This is a genomic window from Kiloniella sp. (genome assembly GCF_048259265.1).
GTDB lineage: Bacteria > Pseudomonadota > Alphaproteobacteria > Kiloniellales > Kiloniellaceae > Kiloniella.
The window spans coordinates 193,875-211,717 of the sequence record NZ_JBLXHT010000009.1; the positions used below are offsets into that span (position 1 = coordinate 193,875).

At 42.8% G+C, this 17,843-nt stretch carries 12 protein-coding genes and 1 pseudogene; 4 read left to right on the plus strand and 9 right to left on the minus strand.

The window, feature by feature from the left end; all coding sequences use genetic code 11:
* Positions 1–75: 75 nt before the first annotated feature.
* From ACN0QW_RS15090 to ACN0QW_RS15120, 7 genes are all read right to left on the minus strand, one after another.
* On the minus strand, positions 76–1,944 hold the full coding sequence (locus ACN0QW_RS15090; RefSeq protein WP_417432443.1) for an MliC family protein: 1,869 nt from the start codon (positions 1,942–1,944) through the stop codon (positions 76–78).
* A 66-nt stretch (positions 1,945–2,010) separates the two neighbouring features.
* The gene (locus ACN0QW_RS15095; RefSeq protein ID WP_299377931.1) at positions 2,011–3,192 is read right to left on the minus strand and encodes a hypothetical protein; all 1,182 of its coding nucleotides are present in this window, start codon (positions 3,190–3,192) and stop codon (positions 2,011–2,013) included.
* Between the two features lie 745 nt (positions 3,193–3,937).
* Positions 3,938–5,566, minus strand: a complete 1,629-nt coding sequence (locus ACN0QW_RS15100; protein ID WP_417432446.1) for an ABC transporter ATP-binding protein — start codon at positions 5,564–5,566, stop codon at positions 3,938–3,940.
* Positions 5,556–6,383 carry an ABC transporter permease gene (locus ACN0QW_RS15105; RefSeq protein WP_417432447.1) on the minus strand — a complete coding sequence of 276 codons (828 nt, stop codon included), beginning with the start codon at positions 6,381–6,383 and terminating at the stop codon, positions 5,556–5,558. The genes ACN0QW_RS15100 and ACN0QW_RS15105 overlap by 11 nt, the downstream gene beginning before the upstream one ends.
* 7 nt (positions 6,384–6,390) lie before the next feature.
* Positions 6,391–7,347: an ABC transporter permease gene (locus ACN0QW_RS15110; protein WP_417432449.1), complete on the minus strand. Its 957-nt coding sequence runs from the start codon at positions 7,345–7,347 to the stop codon at positions 6,391–6,393.
* 59 nt (positions 7,348–7,406) lie between these two features.
* Positions 7,407–8,966 (minus strand): ABC transporter substrate-binding protein, encoded by a 1,560-nt coding sequence (locus ACN0QW_RS15115; RefSeq protein WP_417432451.1) that lies wholly within the window; start codon positions 8,964–8,966, stop codon positions 7,407–7,409.
* Between the two features lie 59 nt (positions 8,967–9,025).
* Positions 9,026–9,787 carry a hypothetical protein gene (locus ACN0QW_RS15120; RefSeq protein WP_417432453.1) on the minus strand — a complete coding sequence of 254 codons (762 nt, stop codon included), beginning with the start codon at positions 9,785–9,787 and terminating at the stop codon, positions 9,026–9,028.
* 290 nt (positions 9,788–10,077) lie between these two features.
* On the opposite strand from ACN0QW_RS15120, the gene ACN0QW_RS15125 reads away from it, so the two are divergent.
* Both ACN0QW_RS15125 and ACN0QW_RS15130 read left to right on the plus strand, forming a co-directional pair.
* On the plus strand, positions 10,078–11,034 hold the full coding sequence (locus ACN0QW_RS15125; RefSeq protein ID WP_417432455.1) for a PhzF family phenazine biosynthesis protein: 957 nt from the start codon (positions 10,078–10,080) through the stop codon (positions 11,032–11,034).
* On the plus strand, positions 11,031–12,005 hold the full coding sequence (locus ACN0QW_RS15130; RefSeq protein ID WP_417432457.1) for a dipeptidase: 975 nt from the start codon (positions 11,031–11,033) through the stop codon (positions 12,003–12,005). The genes ACN0QW_RS15125 and ACN0QW_RS15130 overlap by 4 nt, the downstream gene beginning before the upstream one ends.
* On the opposite strand, the gene ACN0QW_RS15135 is transcribed toward ACN0QW_RS15130, so the two are convergent.
* Together ACN0QW_RS15135 and repC are read right to left on the minus strand one after the other, a co-directional pair.
* Positions 12,002–12,937, minus strand: a complete 936-nt coding sequence (locus tag ACN0QW_RS15135) for a LysR substrate-binding domain-containing protein (protein ID WP_417432459.1) — start codon at positions 12,935–12,937, stop codon at positions 12,002–12,004. The two genes, ACN0QW_RS15130 and ACN0QW_RS15135, sit on opposite strands and share 4 nt — an antisense overlap.
* A gap of 490 nt (positions 12,938–13,427) precedes the next feature.
* Positions 13,428–13,628, minus strand: coding sequence for a replication initiation protein RepC (gene repC, locus ACN0QW_RS15140; RefSeq protein ID WP_417432461.1), 201 nt, complete (start codon positions 13,626–13,628; stop codon positions 13,428–13,430).
* Positions 13,629–14,385: 757 nt separating this feature from the next.
* Here repC and ACN0QW_RS15145 point away from each other — a divergent pair.
* Positions 14,386–16,635: a hypothetical protein gene (locus ACN0QW_RS15145; RefSeq protein ID WP_417432463.1), complete on the plus strand. Its 2,250-nt coding sequence runs from the start codon at positions 14,386–14,388 to the stop codon at positions 16,633–16,635.
* Positions 16,636–16,869: 234 nt separating this feature from the next.
* Positions 16,870–17,564: pseudogene (locus tag ACN0QW_RS15150) on the plus strand (IS3 family transposase).
* The last annotated feature ends 279 nt before the right edge of the window (positions 17,565–17,843 follow it).

The window sequence follows — 17,843 nt, forward strand, 5'->3', positions numbered from 1 at the left end:
TACACAAAACTTACCCCCGCAACCAACAAAAATTCAAAAATGCACAGTCATTCTTTTATCGAGAATATCACGATATTACTCATTTCTTCGGCAGTGTTGAATCCACTTTTTAACTCCCCCCACTGTCTTTGAACTTTTCAACTCAAAACCAGTGCCAGATTGCGGTGATATCTGCAGGGGGGCACCTAATTCAAGTGCTGACCATAGTGGATCTGCTATTGAGAACATGAAATTAACACCTGCAGATTCATCGCCAATGAAAAATACTTGCCCTTGATATGTATGATTAAATGTCCCTGTTTTAAAATGAACATTTGCAACCGAACCATCTTTATATCCATCTGAATTCAGCAACAGATTGATTTCAGCCGTAGAAGCATCACGATCACACGAAGCAACTAAAGCAGTATTATCTGTTTCAGGAATGCCAAAAAACAAATCCGATTTTTCCTTATTTGTCTCTTCATCTATGTATTTACTGGTATGCCAAATAGCTTCATCCGGAACAATGGAATGGGGTGCTGGTGCTGGGGACAGAGGGACATTATTTTCCGTCTTTTTCCAACGACAATGCGCATCGAAAATCTCAAAAGCAAATTTACTGCCTTGCAAGCCAATATGCGTTGTTACATCACCATAAGTGAATTTAACATAGGACGATTCTTTCAAAGCCTTAACAACAGGATCACCACTCTTCAAACTAAACAAAGGAACCAAACCGAGCATTCCATTGTTTCTTGTATAGACTTCGCGTTCATATGTTGTACCGGAGGCCTCAATCGTCATAACGGTGTCAGGCGTGGTTGCGGTTGTAGCAAGCCAATTAACGGAGGCCAAAGCAGGATTTCCTGCTCCCTGACAGACAATCATCATACCAATGTCATCACCACAATCGTTACAATCTGTAAGTGTAATGTGCTCTCCAACACCCTGTGTTGCCCATGAGCGATCAGAGTCCAGTTCTGGGACAGATTCAGATGATCCGATATCAGCGGCAACAGTATTTGATATTTCAAAGCAGCGTTCAATTATTTGGCCTTCAGTTCCATCAGAATGATACGAAAAAATGTAACCTTCATTACCTTTCATCCACCATCCCCAAGGAACTGAGGTCCCGCCAAATTTTGCACCACTCCCCGAAATAACAGGGACAAGCGTTAATAAATTTTTCTGATAATAAACTTGTATTTCTTCATTTGTTTCATCAAAGGTAGCCTGAACTGTTTCACCCGTTTCACACTGATAGGCGGTCGTATTTACAGGTCCAACAAGACTTCGTTTTTTTTGCTTTGGACTATTCGTATTTACCGGGGTGAGTTGCCACGTAACATCTGGCTCCCCTGATGTTTCACAGGCAGAAAGGATTAAAAACTCTTCGTCCGGATCTTCTGTCAAACAATCCATACGCCCGACAGCATCACTGCCGAGCATCGATCCACCTTTTCCCGGACCGTTCAATATTCCCACATTCCACCACGCCTGAGATCCATAAGCTTGATGATTACAGGCCCCAAGTATCGGAGTTTGATTATCTGATAGGATTAAACAACGAGGTTTTCCAAGATAACAAATGGATATTTGATATAAATCAGCACCAACAAGTGTCACCAACCAGTCAGTAGATTGAAGCGTTTTTGCGGTCAGAAACCCGACTTGTCCGGTATCGTTATTAACACCAAGAACCCTTTGCTGTTGGTCAGGTAAAGGGGCAATATGATAAAAACCTGTTCCAAATGTATTTTTTTGCTCCTTAAAGCCAAGATCAGGACTATCGCCACCAATTCTAGGATTTTCACAGACCAGTACTGCATTACCCCAACCTGGATTTTCCCAGGATAATGCGGCGTTAGAAAAAATGATCGCAAAGAGAAAAACACTTTCAAACACAAAATTTTGGCACTTGTATTTAATCGTTTTCTTAAACACTTTAGAAGATTTTTTCATTTTTCACCTAAGCAGACTGCTCCACACAGAAACCCTCTTTTGATAAAAGGGCCAATCCTTTATTTATCAAAGATGATGAGGTTCTAGATTCAAAGTTCTTGAAGCGGAACATTTATCTGTATGATTTTTCCATGAGCGCGTCGCATCTGTAGGATCTTTCGATAAACACCAGCCCTTCATGTTGTCAGCCCCACCACCACCGATGAATTTTAGTTGTCTGATCAATCGGCCCTGTTGGTTTACAAAAATCTTAGCCTGATCAATCATGAACCCATCTGTGCCACTTGTGCGAATGACAATTTTCGTCAAAATGCCCGTAACATCGGCATGCCACGAAGGATCTGACCCTACCGCTTTACAAGGGATATCCTTCCCTTGTTTGGAGACGGATGCCTGATGTCCATGTGAGGTATAGAAATCAACTGTGATTGTATCTTTAGTGTCCGTATTAGCTAAATGCTTTAACCCCCCATTTGATAAGAAACAGTCAAGTTGTACCGTATATTTAACAGATCTTTCAGAGTTGCCTTTATCTGCCGATAAATTATTGGTGACTTTGGGGGCGGCGAATGACCCCATTAAAGTCGCGTCTTTGGGAGTTGCAGCAAAAATAATATTTTGGGAATCTATGATATCAGAAAAATCATGTATTGGAGTGCTCTTATTCACCACCATAGGCTGCTTATATCCGATAATCTCGTTGATACCTGAAGTGACGCCAATCCCCTGAGAGTCAAGAGCCGAATTGACAACTCCAGTTGCGAATTGTACAGCACTATTTCCGGGGAGTGCGGCTAAAGCAACGGTTCCTGCAACAGCATTTAAAACGTTCGAGCCCTGTGAACAACCTTCACACCAAACAACAGCAAACATATCGCCTGTTTTCTGCATACAGGATTCAAAATTATTTCGTGAATTTGTAATAATTTGCTTTTTAATAGGCTCTACTTGTTTGCCTTGGCATACGGTTTTGCCTGTGCTGATATCCTCACCACACTTATCAAAACCTAATTTTGTATCACGTCGGATAAGAAGCCGATTATTCCAAGGTTCAGAATTATCAATCATAACATCCGATGCTTTATACCACCAGACGGTCGCAGCATATAATGCCCTATTTGTCACACACTGGTAATTAGCCTGATCGTTTGAAACCTGAGCATTCGCAGACGAAAAAGAAAGCGGAATTACTCCACACAATAATGCACAAAAGCATATGGTGAATAGGTGCTTATGGATGGTATTCATTAAACATGCCTCTACTGAAATTATCGATTATTATCCGATTTATTAGGATTTTATCTTAAAATAATCTCTTCCCTACATGGTTTAGTATATTTTTTCCAAGATCAATTGCCATCTTTTGATTTTATTGACATGGCGAAACTTCATCTTGTTAATCCCGCCATCAGCCAACAAATACAGACCTTTCAATTCATCTACCTTGATTATTGGATATAAGCTTCAACCATACTGATGATAAACTGGCCCTATATACCATCAGCTTTAAGGGCGACCTTTGTCAATAATGTCGTTAACATGGGCTTACTAGGTTGTTTGCTCTTAACCGTCAAACAAGGGGCACCTTTACCACCTTTGCTCTTTTTTTGGATTGATCCGGATTTGAATAGAAACGCTCAGTAGCCAAGCACTTCGTTATCTCTACATTTCGTCAACTCCATACGACGGGTTAGAACCATAATCAATCAACCTCATAACCAAGGTTTTCTTGCCTTATATTTGATGGATTAAACAATTCAATACAAAAGAAATTAGGTTAGCGTACCATTTCCAAACTCCGTCCTTTCCCCTATCTTCCAGACAACAAAAAACGCCTCAGACTTTTCAATCTAAGGCGTTTTTATTGGTTGCGGGGGCACGCAACCACCGAAGTTAGAACAAGGATGAATTCATATAACAGAGCCTCAAGGCGATGACCAAATGATGGAATTATATAAAATCCTGCGTTAAACCTAACACGGCCTAATCAATATCATGTTTCATCACCGGAAGGCTGAATCTTTGATAACTTACTCGTGAGCCATTCAGGGTCCATGTCAGGGACAGATGTAAGCAACAATTCAGTATATTCAGGATGCGGTGGCGAAAAGACCTCATCCCTTGTTCCTTCTTCAATGACAGACCCTTTATTCATAACAACAACACGATCAGAAATGGCCCGGACTGTTGAAATATCGTGAGTGATGAACAGATATGAGATTCCAAACTCTTCTTGCAAACGCATCAAAAGCTTCAAAATTCCTTCCTGAACTATCTGGTCAAGCGCGGATGTCACCTCATCGCAGATAATTAAGTCAGGTTCTGCGGCCAAAGCACGCGCAATATTGACTCGTTGTTTTTGCCCGCCAGACAAAGCACCGGGCAAACGGTCAAGCAACAGAGGATCCAGTTCTATCAAGTTCATCAACTCTTCAATCCTCGCATCTTTTAACGCACCTTTAAGGCCCAAATAGAACTCTAGGGGACGCCCAATGATTTCGCGAATTGTTTGATAAGGGTTGATTGCTGTATCTGCAGATTGGTAAATCATTTGGATACGGCGAAGTTGATCCTTACTACGTTCCTTTAATGCAGGGGGTAAGGTATCGCCATTGAAACTGACTACCCCTTTCGAGGCTGGTAACAACCCAGTAATGACGCGTGCAATTGTAGATTTCCCAGAGCCAGATTCACCAACGACAGATACGGTTGTGCCACGTGGAATTTTGACGGAAACATCATTCAATACTTTAAGGTTAGTGCCATAGGATGCGTCCACCCCCTTGACAGACAGAATGACATCATCACTGTTTTTTGTTTTCTTTACTATGGAACGCACAGACCAAAGTGACCGTGTATAGTCCTCTTTAGGAACTGATAACATAGTGCGAGTTTCTGCCTCTTCGACTTCATCGCCGTGTCGCAACACTTTGATTCGATCCGCCATTTGTGCAACCACTGCCAAGTCGTGTGTGATATAGATAGCAGCAGTATTAAACTCTTTAACGGCTTTACGCATTGTCGCCAGTACTTCAACCTGAGTCGTGACATCAAGAGCCGTGGTGGGTTCATCAAAAATAATCAAATCAGGTCGCGATGTCATAGCCATAGCGGTCATGACACGCTGTAATTGCCCACCAGAAACTTGATGTGGATATCGGTTCCCTATGGTATTGGGATTAGGTAATTGGAAGGCGCGATAAAGATTACGGGCATCGTTCCGCATTTCATTTTGTGGGACATTACCTGCAAAAGAGACGCTTTCAATCGTTTGATCCAGAAGACGATGGGCAGGATTAAACGATGCGGCAGCAGATTGGGCAACATAGGCAATACGAGTACCCCGCAACGCACGACGGTCGCGTTCGGGCATGGTCAACATATCCATGCCCCCAAATTTGACACTGCCCCCCGAAATACGGCATCCAGGGCGAGTATATCCCATTGCAGCAAGCCCTAGTGTAGATTTTCCAGCTCCGGACTCACCAATTAACCCAAGAACCTCCCCGCGTTTAACGGTCAAATTTACTCGTTTAATGATGGGATGCCAACGATCCTCACTATAGCCTTCAATATGTAGATCACGTATCTCAAGAAGAAAATTATCTGTTTCACTTGTCATCGATAAGCCCGCTTGTTTTATGTAAGAACCAGTCAACGATCAGATTGACGGAAACGGTGAGCAATGCAATCGCCCCAGCGGGCAACAATGGAGTAATGTCGTTAAAGGCAATCAATGAAGCATAATCGCGAACCATAGACCCCCAATCAGCAGTTGGCGGCTGGATGCCCAAACCCAAAAATGACAGTGCAGAAATGGTTAAAAAGACAAAGCAAAACCTCAACCCAAACTCGGCGATTAAGGGAGCTTTGATAGCAGGCAAGATTTCTCTTCGAACCAACCAGATCAAACCTTCGCCTCGTAATTTTGCTGCTTCAACGTATTCCATTGCAACAACATTCATTGCAACGGACCGGGTTAAACGGTAGACCCGCGTGGAATCCAATACCGCAATCACCAAGATCATACTAACAAGGCCTGAGCCGAAAATCGTCAGCAAAAGCAGAGCAAAAAGCAAGGCTGGGATCGACATTAGTAAATCCACAAATCTTGAAAATAGCTGCTCGGTAACGCCACCGACTGTGGCGGCGATTAATCCCATCCCTCCCCCCAGCACAAAGGCGAGAATAGTGATCGTGAATGCCACTCCAACTGTATTTCGGGCACCAAAAATTAATCGGCTAAGAATATCACGTCCTAAGTTATCAGTACCGAATAAGAATTCAGCGTTCCAAGGCTCAAAGGAATTTCCAATGATTTCTGTCTCACCATAGGGGGCCAAGAGCGGGGCAAAAACAGCCACAAGTATATAGAAACTGACAACGATTATACCGAACCATGCGGTTGGCGGAGCTGTTTTGAGGTCACGGAATTGCATGGGTGATCTATTTCCTGTGCATCAAGCGTGGATTAGACGCAATAGAAAGAACGTCGGCTGTGAGATTGAGTAAAATATATACCGCGGCAAAAATCAGGCAGCAGCTTTGTACAACGGTGATATCACGTTTAGTAACACTATCTACCATCAACTGACCTAAACCAGGGTAAGCAAAAACAACCTCAACCAAAACAACTCCGGTCATAAGGTAAGCTGCATTAATAGCGATCACATTGATAATTGGCGCAAGAGCGTTGGGCAGAGCATGATACAAAATGATGCGAACTGGAGATGCTCCTTTGAGTTTAGCCATCTCAATATAGGGTTGCGCTAATAAGTTAATAATCGCTGCACGGGTCATTCGCATCATATGCGCGGTCACAACTAAAACCAGTGTGAGCATAGGAAGAAAGGCCCTGAACAAGAAGTCCCAAAAAGTTTCGACTCGCCCCATATTTGCCAATGAAGGGAACCAGCCTGTCTTAACGGAGAGTAAAAGAATAAGAATAAAACCGATGAAATATTCTGGGAATGAAATAGCTGAAAGTGTTGAGATATTAATAACGCGATCAAACAACGTGTTGCGATAAAGAGCAGACAAAATCCCAAGTGTTACCGCTAAGGGAATTGAGACCACAGCAGCGTAAGATGCGAGGGCTAATGTATTAAGAAAACGCTGACCGATGAGATCCGTAATTGGACGCTCCGTCGCCAAAGATGTCCCTAGATTACCCTGTATTGCGTTACCTAACCAATCAAAGTACCGAATATGAGGTGGCGAGTTCAGTCCAAGACTTTCACGTAACGCGGCCAGAGATTCAGGGGTCGCATTTTGCCCCAAAAGTTCCTGTGCAATATCTCCTGGTAACAGTTCTACTGCGAGGAAAATCACAACTGTAATTAAAAACAACGTGAACAGGCCAAGTGCCAGCCGCTGTAGGATCATCGGTATTAGGGGGTGCATGATGTCCGCTCTTTAAGTAATTGCATGGCGCAAATCTTGCACCATGCAATGAGTTTGTATTAGGCCAGCCAAACGCGTTCGATTGCCCGCCCACCCATCAGGCGATCAACGCCATCAGCTGCAGTGCCTTGCACGTCTTTAGAATAGGCGTCAAGCTCAGTTGGGAAAGCAAAAATTGCATTACCACCAAACTGGTTGATCAACTCTTGCATATCCCAGTACATTTGTTTGCGTTTCGTAAAGTCAGTTTCTGTTTTAGCTGCGACTAAAAGCTGCTCAAACTGATCGTGACACCAAAAGGCTTCAGCCCAAGGGCTACCACAAGCAAAAGCCGCCGAGAACATCAGTCCTGGTGTTAATCGTGTTGTCCAGTTCGACATGCAGTAAGGTTTTTGCATCCAAACATTAGACCAGTATCCATCATTAGGCTCTCGGACCACATCAAGGTTAATTCCAGCATCATGACCGGATTCCTTCATGAGGACTGCTGCATCAACGGCACCGGGGAAAGCTGCGTCGGCTGTGCTCAAACTAACATTCAGCGTCTCAAGACCAGCCTTTTTAAGATGAAACTTCGCCTTGTCAGGATCATAAGTGCGTTGCTCAAGTTCTGAGTGATGGAATGGGTCAACTTCTGGAATTGGGTGATCATTACCAACAGAGGCATAACCTTGGAACACACGGTCAACGATTGATTGACGGTCTATCCCGTATTTGAGTGCTAAACGAATATTGTTATCCGTGAAGGATTGATTACGAACATCCATCACTGAAGTTTCATAACGACCGCCAAGCCCCTCAACAATTTGAAACCGGTTCATACTTTTCAGGCGTTCAACAATTTTGGTTTCAACCCGATCGATAATCATGACTTCGCCGCTAATCAACGCATTAGTTCTTGCTGTCGGGTCAGTCAAGAATAAGACTTCGACTTCATCTACCCAGCCACGATCATCTTTCCAGTAATTAGGATTGCGGATACCGTGGAACCGAACGCCCGGCTGGTATTCCTCTACCATATAAGCCCCTGTACCGATCATTTTATTCCAATCAGTAAAGCCTTCAGGCACGATTTGGAGATGATAATCACCCAAAATAATCGGAATATCGGCATCCCCGGTTTCATGAGTAATAATGACTGCGTCACCTTCGGCTGTAATCGAAGTAACCCCTGCCAAAACTCCTTTTGCAACAGAGGTAGAATCTTCGCCTAAGTGGCGATTCAATGAATACACAACATCCGCAGGAGTCAGCGTTTTACCGTTATGGAAAGAGACACCTTTGCGAATTTGAAAAACCCAACGCTTTGCATCATCCGAACCTTCCCAACTTGTCGCGAGTTCTGGAATTGGAACACGATCCGCACCAATCTCTACCAAATTGTTAGCAATGGCATGGCCAACGGATCCAAGATAAATCTCAACATATGTTGCTGGATCGAGCGAGTCAGTGGTACTACCGCCGCTGACTGCCATTGTCAAAAGCCCCCCCCTTTTCGGAGATGCTTGTGCCATTCCAGGAAAAGCTGCACTCCCAAATGCAGCAACGGATGCCCCCCCCAAGAGGGCGAGAGCCGAGCGCCTATTAAGTGGTGTACTCGGTAAAAAACGTTTGGTCATTGTGATCTCCCTAATTGATATCTTCGCTATTTCTTAGCGTTATCTATATGTTGATTAACTTAGTTACTTTGCGCCAAGCGCCCAGGGACACTGGAAACCGGAAGGTTCAGATACCGCAAGGCTTCATAGAACAAAGCCTGGTTGCTGGAAATAACAGGTAAACCGGTTTCTTTTTCAAGAAATTCTATACATTCGACCGCACGCATATCTGTACAACTCAACACAAGAGCATCAGTCCTTTTATGATTTTTCTCTAGAACCATCTCCACGATTTGTACTGGCGTCATCTCCCCCTGCTCTAAACTAGTGAGTGCCGTTTTTGGGTATATTTGATCTGTAATCTCAAAGCCTGCACTTGCAAAAAAATCCGCACCACTTTGTGTCATCGGGCCATCATATGGAGTGATCAAAGATATTCGTTGCGCGTGGATACGTTTCAAACAAGCAACCAATGAGCCTGATGTCGTACGTGTCGTGCAATTGGTTATTTGGGATAAATGCTGCGCAAACTCGCTGTCCCCAGTAAACCCGAGGGAAAGAGTCGCTGATGTACATCCATAAAGAACGATATCAGGCTGTGTTCCCATTAAAAGCTGAGCAGCATCTTCTAGTGATGTAGAGGCCATAAGGGTCATCTCATCCAACCCAGGAACACTTCTTGCGGGATACCCCCCAATACGCGTGGTATGGATAGAAACGTCACTAGGAACGAGTTCCATCATGTCAGGCTCAATATTCGTATTGGTATAAGGCACCAATACGCCAATTTTTGCACGAGCACGACGAGTTGAATGGCTTAGCTGAGTTTGATAATTTAACATTCCTCAAGCTAGCGGCATCTATCTCCTTTTTGCAAACGAGTGTTTCTTTCGTTGCCACGAATAATATTTGCACCAACGACTACCAACAACAATTTTGTTGTTAGATTTTTCCACTACTGCACGCATTATTTTTGCAGGATGTAAAAAAAATACTCGCTTGTGGAGTTGTGATTAGAGCTTACCTTACGTGCAAGAATACACGTTTTGCTACCGGCAAGATATGAGACACGATGCCAAATACTGGATGATCTAATTCCTTCTAGTATTTTCCCTGATGAGGCTGTTTACTTATGAGCAAATCCACTTCCGAAGTCCAATCAGCAACTAGCCTTGTGTTCGCAAGCTACGATGCTTTCACCGATGTTCCTTACTCTGGTAGCCAATCTGCCGTTATTTTAGGAGCCTCAGGAATATCCGAGGCACATAGAGCTAAGATTGCAAAAGAGATCGGGGCCCCAGCAACGTCCTTTGTGGATGACGTTTCAGGCAATCGGGTCAAGGTACAGTTCTTTTCAACCGTTATGGAATTACCAATGTGTGGTCATGGTACAGTTTGCCTTATTACACGCTTGGTCGAAAACAATCTATTAAAAAGTGGCGGAGAAGATTGGAATGAGGTCATTCTCGACCTCCCCAAAGGACCATCCGTCGTGCAATACCGTCGCAATACAGCAGGCCGTTGTGAAGTAATGCTAAATGTCACGCCTGCAGATTATTCGCCTGCAGAAATCAATATGGATGTTCTGGCTAAATTGCTTGGTGTGGACTGCACTGCATTTTCACAAAACTTACCAGTCGAAGTTGCAACTGGAGATTTCATTCATCTATGCTTACCCCTGCGCAATTGCGCTGCAATGAATGCATTACAACCTGATTTTGGTGCATTGGCTGATTTTTGCATCGCCAATAACCTTGAAACAATTGCAACATTTTCAACTGAAACTGTAAACCCTGATCGCAACATACATGTCCGGGACTTTTGTCCTGCCGTAGGAGTTGCTGAATCTGCAGCTGCTGGCACAACAAATGCTGCTTTAGCGGGATATCTTTGGCGTAATAATCTAATCACACCCAATAGTGATGGCCTCGTCACAGTACAAGCTGAACAAGGTATCAAACTTGGTCGTCCTAGCCACGTCACATCTCATATCGCAACAACCAAAGGATTGATCAAACGGATTCAAGTTGGCGGCGTAGCAAGTAAAATCATAGAGGGTTTCTTGAACACAAAAATGGACGCAGCATGACCAATACGCATATGAATTTTATTTGGGACGCACACGCAGGCTTATTTCCATCTCCTAGTATGGATTTAAGTGTTCTGGAATATTGGCGCAAAAATAACGTAAATTATCTTAGCATCAATGTCGGGTTTGATGTCATGTCCCGCAACGAAACTTTAGAAACCTTGGCTGTATACCGTCGTTGGATCATCCATAATTCTGAACATTTCTTTTTAGCAGGAACGATAGCCGATATTGAAGTCGCCCAAGCTACCGATCGATTGGCGGTCAGCTTTGACATTGAAGGCATGAATGCATTGGCCGGCGATATTAACATGGTTGCTGTCTATCATGCATTGGGAGTTCGGCAAATGCTGTTTGCTTATAATTTAGGAAACGATGCCGCAGGAGGATGCCATGACATCGATATTGGCCTGAGCAATTTTGGTCGAAACATCTTAGCCGAGATGAACCGTGTTGGTATCATCGTTGACGCTAGTCATACGGCGTATAAAACAAGTATGGAATTGATCGAATCTTCGCGTACACCTGTTGTGTTTTCACACTCAAACCCAGCTTCTCTCTGGCCACATCAACGTAATATTACAGATGAGCAAATCAAAGCATGCGCAGCACGCGGCGGAGTGATCGGGCTTAATGGACTAGCAATTTTTCTTGGAGATAATGACACAAGCGATGAGGCTATTTTACGTCACCTGTTTCGATTATTGGATCTAGCTGGAGACAACCATGTTGGGCTTGGGTTTGACTATACACCAGATTTAAAGGTTGATCTCAGCGCCATTTTAGCAGCCCGTCCCGATTATTGGCCCGCAGGACAACAATACGATACAAAAAACATTGGACATGTCGGGCCCGAACGCATTCCAACCCTGATAAAGGGAATGCAAAATCAAGGTCTATCAGACACAAAAATCTACAATGTTCTTGGTGGTAATTTTATGCGCATCGCACATGAAACTTGGGCCCCTTAATCCACCTGCACGTGATTATCACCAAAAACGGCACCCAGAGTTTGGTTCAGCTCCTCGCGTAACCAAATAAGTGCTATTTCTGTAAGCTCAGCTTGGCTTGGATTGTTCGGCCATAATGCACAATATCCATAGTTTGATACGGCGACTTGTTCGAAAGGACGAACAAGTCGCCCATTTATTAAATCATCGGCCACAAGTACCGCACGCCCCAAAGCAAGACCTTGCCCTGCGATGGCTGCTTCTATAGCTGCTCCTGTATGGCTAAAACTTGGTCCATGCGTTAATTGAGGTAATGAAACTCCGATAGCTTCGAACCACTTAGGCCATCCAAAATCGGCCATATCGTCGTGTAAAAGCATAACCGCGGCCAGTTGCTCCGGGTTGACTTCCGCCGGGAGGTTTTTCTGAAACTCAGGTGTACAAACTGGAAATATTTGATCTAATAGCAAGCTTTCTGATTGTAATTCTTGTGGAGAATCGGGGCAGTAACGAATTGCAAGATCGACACCTTCCCGAGCAAGATCTACAAGACGATCATTGATATCAATCCGCAAATCAACATTTTGCAACCGTTCCTGCAAACGAGATATGCGCGGGACCAACCATCGACTGCAAAAAGAAATAGGTACACTCATTACGAATTGTGATCGAGTAGCAGCCTTTGTGATTGCAGCCCGTTCTATATGTAGAACCTCGAATGCACTTTCAACAGCCTTAAGTAGGCGGCTGCCTTCTTGCGTCAAGACCAACGTACGTTGACCACGAACAAATAATGGTAAGCCGAGTTCACCTTCTAGTTTTCTCACCTGAAAACTGACAGCAGATTGGGTAAGGTTGAGGTGGTTTGCCGCTTTGGTAAAACTGCAAAATCTGGCCGAAGCTTCGAAAGCAGGCAGAGCAGTCAGGAATGGTAAGTCAATGACACGCTTCAAAAGGATTCTCTCTATTCTGGGATGAGACAAGATTGGTAGATCTCAATTTTATTCAAGAACCAAAACAATAATACTTCTTCATTAAGATATATCTGTTTTATAAAAGACGTTACAAAGAAAATACCAAGACAAAAGCTTGTAAAGCAGTAAAAGACAACTGTACCGCGTGTGCTACAAGTTACTCTGCAGTGCGAAACTCATACTTGGAAAGATGCTTGAGAGTCTTCTCAGGTTTCCAATGTCATATCCTTGATCTGATTGGTTTCACTTCGACCGAATCCCTTGTCTTTGCCCAGAGTTAAGCACATAGCAGGGGCCGATGCAGGTGTAATTGTACCTTCGTCGGGAAAGATAAAACTCTTAATTTCTGCCCCGTCGCACAGCCCCCTTCCTACACGGTCTAAGGGCAGTATTTTGCGTTCCTGCTACAATATATCAGCTAATAACCATTCCTCTCAATAATTCCAAATATTGACCTATGTAACTGTAATTACCCAGCTCTAGCCGCGTAAATCATACCTCTTAAGAAGCCTTCTGGATTTAAAACAGGTCTCTCCGGGTGCTGCTGATTAATTTCTGTCACCATTACTAAAATTGCAGCTGCAAAGGCCCCCATAACCTGTACAGCCTCATTCCAAACATATCGATTTATACCAATCTCTGCACAAGTTATCCTAGCAGGTTCAACCAAGTCTTATGGAGCGGGAGGTCTGCTATAACGAGGTATTTTATCCTTAAAGCTAGCGCTAGCGACCGAGATAAGCATCGAAGTCGTTAAATTCTCCACTCCCGTTAAGGTTTTAGGCCTTACTGGGTTTTTTTTAAGGTTTACGAGTACATGTTCATTAAGTTAAGCGCTTCCTGAGCTTCCTATACGCTTCCGGGCACAAAAAAACCCCCGCAGCTTTCGCTACGGGGGTTTTTATTGGTTGCGGGGGCACGCAACCACCGATAATTCGATTTCAATAACAAGCCTATTTTTAAAAGTTTAAACATTACGTATCTTACAACATCTGCTTTTTCAATATTATAAGCCATTTTGCCATAAGCTATATTAAAATGGTTGAGCCAATATGGCCCTCGGCGGTATCACGCAAAAACAGAAACTTGCCTGAAGCATACTTCGGGCGGGGGCAGGCTATTTTAAAACAAAGGGAGAGGACTAAACAGAAGACAATGAAATCTCGTCGCTTGCAATACCGCAATTACGCCGCATAATACTTGAAACTAGATGAGCCAGATCCTTTCTTAAATTAGCTCCTAGTTTGTTCCAATTTATATGATGACGGACAGCGCTTATCTAGTCGTTCGTTTGGTTAGGAATTATATTGGAAATGAAAAGTTACTCTAACGTACCTGTAGTTTTTAATGTTCAATTCTTAAAATTTTTCGTTTCAATAATGTTGGAATTGTCGTTTTGGCGGTTCGTTTTAGTCTAGTGGAAGCATATGAAAATCTCTACATATCAACATCTCCATAATGATCGGATGCAAGCTCTCACAAGCCAAATTAATAATAGCTTGGAGATAGGTATTTCTCAAATTTCAGCAGACCTCGGAGAGCTGACTGATGCGACAATGTATCAAACTGCAGTTCTCTCATCGGCGCTATCTGATATAAACGATGCTCTTAACGACATTTCGATTACATTAAAAAACAGAAATAAAACAGATGCCTTTGAAAAACTACAGGATGGCATTAATTTCTATCGTGATGGACTTCGTTTTCCAGAAGAAATTCGATGGTTTGAAAAAGCGATTTTGCACCTAAAGTCATCTATCGAACAGTTTGAGCGCAACCCCATAGCATATTACCATTTAGGGTTAATATATTCTATTGTTGAAGAGTATAATGATCTTTCTTTAGCGGTAGAAAATTTCAAAGAAGCCCTTTTTTATGGAAAGGCCGAAGAACAATTTTTAGGAGTTGCAGCTCAAGCGGCTTTTCACCTGTCGTGGATAGGACATCATCACCAAATTGAGTCAGAAAATACTCATAGTTATGCCTTGCAAGCTGCTTCTCTTGACAGGGAGAATCTTGTCATTCTTACTCATGCTATTGAGCAAAGCATAATAAATGATGACCTTGAGACAGGGTTAGAGTTGGCAAAAAAACTTTATGCTTCGGATGAACAATTCTTTGACAAGTTTTTGCAAAGACCACTCATTAAAAATTCTGGAAGCGAGATTCTCGCAATTCGAGCAAATAAAAAGGAAGATGTAGACACAGCTATTACAAAAATCTTGTATAAAGCTAGACTCGATATGTTGGAGAACTCTGACAGAAACAGCTTCTTCGTTTATCTTAACAAACCTTGGTGTGATCATCAAAAACTGACCGATTGGTTGATGGGCGAGTTAGCTGTTATCAAACAAAGTATCCCCTTCAACATTCCGTTCGAAAAAATGGAACAAGAAATAGAAAAAGAGTTGTGGAAGGTTATTAATTCCAAATTGGTCGATAATTATTCTGCTTTATGTCACCGTGTAGCAAGACGTTACTTAGATCTTGGGAAGACTCTCGACAGACTTGATTTGGATTCCACGATAAGCTCAAACTGTTTTTTTTCATATTATGCGAAAGCAGCCCAATTTTTATATAATAAAATTATCGAAAAAAATGCCGCCTCGATTTGCAAAGAAGATCTGGTTGTGTTTGAGAAAAAGCTGACAAAGGACACGTACAGTTTTCAACTTGTTTTAGGAAAAATAACCCTCCCTAGCTTTCCTGATGTAGGCGATTTTGAAGCGGGAGTTTTTGTTGGCTACTGTACCTTTCAACATTTATCCAAAAAGCCTCGTACAGCTAACAGGGGTTACACAGCAAAAGTATATAATCAAAACCTGGGGGGAGTATTAACGCAATTCAGCTTATACAAGAAAAGCGTTACTAAACCTTTTTTGGCAAAGCATATTTATTCTCATTTTTTCCCAAATGACTTTTTAAAAGCCTTAAAGATTGATTTCGGCAGAACAGGGCTTGATGAAATCACTATTGGGTCTGGTGAGAGTGTGATTTGGCCTGCGTCATATGATGATCACTTTTATAGATATAGAGGATCAGCTTCTAAGAGCGCCTACTATCAAACTATTATTTCAGTAGACAGGTATGGTTTTGATAAGAATTTTGAAAGTAAAGTAGCGGCTAAAAATTTAGAAAATTTGAGTTTTTATTTAACTCAATTTTTGGCGAACTCAGGTCCTGATAGAGGCCTTTCAAGAAAAGCGCTAGGAATAACAGATGAGAACAACCATAACGGTCCTTATTTTAAAGTAACGGATGGAATAACTCTTCAAGAATTATCAAGACTTCGGCTAAAAAATACTGGCTATGCACTAAGTTTAGAAGCATTTTCAGGCAGAGGTGTAAGGATAAATAAAATTGAGGTGAACTTTCCAGATGATGTAGTCGCTGTAGATTTTTCTGGAGACAACGATAGCTTTAAAGAGATGAAAGAGGGTAAAGAGAATGCTTTCTTATCTATTGATTCCAAGGGTGTTATTCGATTGCATACATGTATTGAGTTAGAGTTGGAAGATTTTGGTCTTGGTGAACCATACTCCTGCGATTTAAAGAAAAGTGAATATGATTTTTATGGCACAGGCGATGATTTAACACCTCTTCTGATAGGCAAAGACCCTTACAAAGTTAAGAGGAAGGAAACCGTCCTTTCCAAGGTCAAAAGCTTATGGAGTTAGCACCAAAAGATGGCTTCACCATGAAAATGGCCTATGCCACAATCAAGGGACTTGAAGTCATGAGGGTGTTTTAAAAGGGTCAATTCAGGTTATGGATGCACGGTGAAGAAGGGCCTATAGCAGAGGCCAGATTCATTGACGTGCTCCCCTGAAATAGCAGAAGGATCAAGAGTGGATCCGTCCCTATAAAGTGGAGAGTACTTTCTGTTATCTTTAGCTCAACAGGAGGAACTTGTGAACCTGAAAAAGTCAGATGCATTTAAATCGGAAGCCATCCAGCTTGCCCTCACCAGTGGTTTGTCTCGCAAGCAAGTGGCTTCGGACCTTGGTATCGGTATGTCTACTCTTAATAAATGGGTTTCCCAGCACAAACATGATAATTTGATGTCGGGCCCGCATGATGATGTTCAGAAAGAATTAGCCCGCCCTCGCAAAGAGAACCGTATTTTGAAGGAGGAGCGGGAGATTCTACAACGGTCTTCTTTGCCAGCCCAAAGCGGTGAGATATGAATTTATCAATGCAAAGAAGGCCGAACATTCTATTACTTTGATGTGCGAAGCCTTCAACGTTAGTCAAAGTGGTTTTCATGCTTGGCAACGGGCTATTGCCACGAGAAAACCGCAAAAAGGTGTGATTCACCATTCTGATCGCGGATCGCAATATTGCTCGAAGGATTACCAAAAGTTACTCAAAAAACATGGCTTTGAATCTTCCATGTCAGGTAAAGGTAATTGTTACGACAATGCCGCTGTGGAGACATTTTTCAAATCACTGAAAAGCCGAACTCGTTTGGCGGACAACCTTTGAAACAAGAGATCAAGCGGGAAAAGCCTTGTTCAAATACATCAACAAATTCTACAATCCAAAACGCCGACATTCATATTTGGGAAATATCAGCCCTATGAAGTTTGAAATGAAGGCGGCATGACAGAGTAAAGTATCCTCCACTTGAGTGCAGCCGGTCCAAAAGAGCTCTCAGTCGAAGTAATGGAGGTATCAGATATGCTCGCACATCAAGCAAAAAGCTTAGAGACGGTTCTTCAGAGTTAAGTGTTTTCAAATTAAGTGTGTTTTTGACGTACTGACGCGCTCCCCATCTGAAAGTGCGTACGCGACGACAAGTTTTTCGATTACATCGCGCGTGCTGACTTCGCCATTGGCGGCTTCTTTGAGCACGGGAAGCATTAAGGTCTGGTAATCGGGGATC